The sequence below is a fragment of the Neisseria sp. HMSC068C04 genome (assembly GCF_001810105.1).
Lineage (GTDB): Bacteria > Pseudomonadota > Gammaproteobacteria > Burkholderiales > Neisseriaceae > Neisseria > Neisseria flavescens_B.
Window position 1 is genome coordinate 1 of sequence record NZ_KV799951.1, and the last position, 409, is coordinate 409.

Below are 409 nucleotides of genomic sequence, written 5' to 3' on the forward strand. Positions count from 1 at the left end.
AAAAGGAAAAGATGATATATTGGCATGTCAATTATTAAAATAAGTTAATCTATTATGTTTATGTTTTTAATAGATATTTAGTTATTGCATTTTCAACGGAAACGACAAAGAACGGCTGTTTTTACAGCCGTTTTGTTTTGTATAAATTCGTTAAACCGTCTGATGGCGCGCTTTATCAAACGGCTTTTTAGTCTTGTGTATATAAAAGGCGATTTTTGCCAATTTCCGCATTAGTGCAACGATGATTATCATCTTAGGCTTTTTTGCCGCTTCCAAATTGCTTACAAGTTGAGGAAATGCATTCATGCGGTAAGCAACAAGGGCAGGCATAAACAAGGCACGTTTTAATTGGCGGTGTCCGTATCGGCTCAATCGGCCTTTTTTATTGACACTTGTCCCCGATTGTTCA

General features: G+C 36.4%; 1 protein-coding gene. It reads right to left on the bottom strand.

Annotation, left to right across the window (positions count from 1 at the left end; genetic code table 11):
• Positions 1–150: 150 nt before the first annotated feature.
• On the bottom strand, positions 151–409 hold a 259-nt coding region (locus tag HMPREF2700_RS05910), incomplete at its 5' end, for a transposase (protein ID WP_141745824.1).